This is a genomic window from Streptomyces sp. NBC_01335 (genome assembly GCF_035953295.1).
Classification (GTDB): Bacteria; Actinomycetota; Actinomycetes; order Streptomycetales; family Streptomycetaceae; genus Streptomyces.
On the sequence record NZ_CP108370.1, the window covers coordinates 7694926 to 7698044 of the forward strand.

Genomic DNA, 3119 nt, shown 5'->3' on the forward strand with positions numbered 1-3119 from the left:
AATCATGCCGCCAGTAGTCCCGCCCTTCCTGATCGGCCTCATCGTCGCACCGCTGGCCAAGCGCCTGCTCAAGCCGCTGGTGAGCGGAGTCGTCAGGACGTCCGTCGGTATCGCGATGGAGGTGAAGAAGGCGGCCCAGGAGGCCGGGGAGAACATGCACGACCTCGCCGCCGAGGTGGCCGCCGACGTGGTGGCCGCCCAGATCGCCGCCAGTGAGGCCGAAGGGCACTCCGTCGTCGGTCAGCGTGCCGGTGCCAAGGACGCGGCCGCCGGCCGCACCGAAGGGGACGCGAGGACCCCGAAGATCCGTGCTACCGCAGGTTCCCCCTCCGGCAAGTCCCACTGACGGCCCGTAGGAACCGGGGCCGCCGCCGGGCGCGCACGCCGATCGATCCAAAGCGTGTCGCGAAAGTCCCCCTTGCCGGGCGACGTCCGGCAGTCACGCTCGCCCCGTTGTCGGGATCACCCCGGTACATCCAGTATCGGGGCGACCCTCCGCCGTGCGATCGCACGCACCGGATGCCGCCGGACCCGCCCTCCGGGCGGACGACGGCAGTTCGAAGACGCGCCCCAGGCGGAGCGCACCCGGGCGGCGGCCGTTGTCAGGCCGTTCGACCGCAGAGATCCGCCGTTCAGATTCTCCCGCTCCGTCGCCGCATTCCGTCGTGTCCATGGCGGATTCCCGCGACCTCCGCAAACAGGTGATCGTACACATGCCATCGCTACTGGGTGCCGCAGCCGGATTCCGCTCCGTGGAACTGGGTGCGAGCCCGCGCTCGGTCATCCCGGGCCGCCAGCGCTGGGACGTCCGGCTGGTGCTCGGACGCCCCCGGACGGCCGAGATCCTCGCCGCCGCGCTGGGCCGCATTCCAGGGATCACCGAGGCCCGGGCCAACCCGGTCACCGGCGGGGTGCTCGTCCGGCACGACGCGCGGCTGCGCGCCGCGGACGTCGGCCGGATCATCCGCGGAGCCATCACCCGCGTCGCGGAGAACGCGACCGGATCGGGAAGCCCGGCACGCCCGGTCGGCCCCGCCGCCGCTTCCGCCCCGCGGGCGGACCGCGGCCCGGTGCTGCGACCGGTGCTCGCCGTCGGTGGCGGTGTCGTGGCCGGCGTCACGCTGATCAAGGGGGCCGCGAGGGGAAGGCAGTTGGTGGCGGCGGGCGGGGTTGCCGCAGCGACCGCGATCGTCCTCCGGAAGGCATGGCGCGGAACGGTCGAGGCGGCCCGGCACGCGGCCGGGGCCGATGCCGAACGCCACCCCCTGCTGGAGATCGTCGGCCCGCACCGCCGCCGCCTCTACCGGGCCGCAGCCCTGTCCGTCGCCTGCCAGGCCGCGGAGATGGCACTCGGCACCTTCCTCGGATGGACCGGCCTCGTCCTCATCAAGGGCGAGGCGGCTCCGCTGGTCGGCCTCGGCCTGACCACGGCATCGGCCCAACTCCTGGGACTGGCAGGCCTGGTGGCCGTCGCCTGCGCCGCGGTGGCAGGTCTCTCCTACGCCTCGAACCTCCAGTGGCGCCGACTGGGCCAGGACATCGAGCACGACTGGCGGAGCCGCACGTACCGGCACGTCCAGCACCTCGAACTGGGGCACCTGGAGGGCGAGCGGACCAGCCGGGTGACCGGCGCACTCACCAACGACGTCGGCCAGCTGGGCGCCTTCTTCGCCGGCCCGGCCAACGACGTGCTGCAACTCGGCACCAGCCTCGCCGTCCTGGTGCCCGCGTTCCTCCTGCTGGCACCGCAGATCGCCTGGATCGCGTTCCTGCCGATCCCGGTCGTCGCCTGGCTCTCACTGCGCCACCAGAGCGAGGCAGCGGCAACCTACGCCGCCACCGGCGAACGGCGGGCCAGGCTCGGCAGCCAGGTGATCAACTCGCTCGAAGCCGGTGCGACCGTCAAGAGCTTCTGCACCGAGGAGTACGAGGCGACACGCGTCGACGAGCTGAGCGAATCGGTGCAGGAGAGCAGTCGGCAGGCCGACCGGAGCACGATCCGCCACGTCGAGACCGTACGGGCCTGGACCACCGCGTCCATGGCCGGCACCCTGCTGATCGGCGGTCGGTCGGTGCTCAACGGCACCCTGCGCTTCGAGGTGTTCAGCCCGCTGATCGGACTGCCCCAGATGCTGCTGATGCGGATGAGCCGGCTCGGCGGCATCGCCGACCAGTACCAGCGCACCCTTGCGTCCTACGACCGGGTCCAGCGCCTGCGCGCCCTGCCCGTCGAGGCCGACAGCGGCGACGGGAAGCTCGAAAACGCCGAAGTGCGGGGCGAGATCGTCCTCGACGGGGTCACCTTCGCCTACCCCGGTCGCCCGGCGACACTGGAGGACCTCTCCCTGACCATCCCGGCCGGGCAGGTGACCGCCCTGGTGGGAGCCACCGGCTCGGGCAAGACGACGATCGCCAAACTGCTGATGCGCTACCAGGATGCGGATTCCGGCAGGGTGCTGCTCGACGGACAGGACGTCCGCGACCTGCGGCGGCACGACCTGCGCCATGCCGTCGGCTTCGTCGCGCAGGATCCGTTCCTCTTCGACGGCAGCATCGCCGACAACATCCGTTACGGCACCTTCGGCGCCTCGCACGAGGACGTGGTCCGGGCCGCCGCCATGGCCGAGGCGCACACCTTCGTCGCCACCCTGCCCGACGGCTACGACACCCTGATCGGCGAACGCGGCGCCACGCTCTCCGGCGGCCAGCGGCAAAGGATCGCTCTGGCGCGCGCGATCCTCAAGGACTCACCCGTCGTCATCCTCGACGAGGCCACCTCCGCCGTGGACAACGAGACCGAGGCCGCGATCCAGCGCACCCTGCGCAGCTTCGCGGCGGACCGGACGATGATCGTCATCGCGCATCGCCTCTCCACGGTCCGGCACGCCGACCGGATCTACGTCATGGACAAGCGCGGCATCGTCGCCGAGCAAGGCACCCACGACGAACTCCTCGCCCAGCACGGGCTCTACGCATCCCTCTGGCAGCTCCAGGCCGGCGAAATCGCCGCCTGACCCGCAGACGAGCCGCCCCCTCGCCGACCACGTGACACGCACCGCGGCCGGCCCCGGTGGCACGCCCTGCGCGCATGGCCCACCCATACTTCTGGAGGTACCCCC

2 protein-coding genes are annotated in these 3119 nt (G+C 71.9%); both read left to right on the forward strand.

Annotated elements, in window-relative coordinates; all coding sequences use genetic code 11:
* Positions 1 to 4 precede the first annotated feature (4 nt).
* Positions 5 to 346, forward strand: a complete 342-nt coding sequence (locus OG599_RS32585; protein WP_327179560.1) for a DUF5132 domain-containing protein — start codon at positions 5 to 7, stop codon at positions 344 to 346.
* A 367-nt stretch (positions 347 to 713) separates the two neighbouring features.
* On the forward strand, positions 714 to 3014 hold the full coding sequence (locus tag OG599_RS32590) for an ABC transporter ATP-binding protein/permease (protein WP_327179561.1): 2301 nt from the start codon (positions 714 to 716) through the stop codon (positions 3012 to 3014).
* Positions 3015 to 3119: the final 105 nt, after the last annotated feature.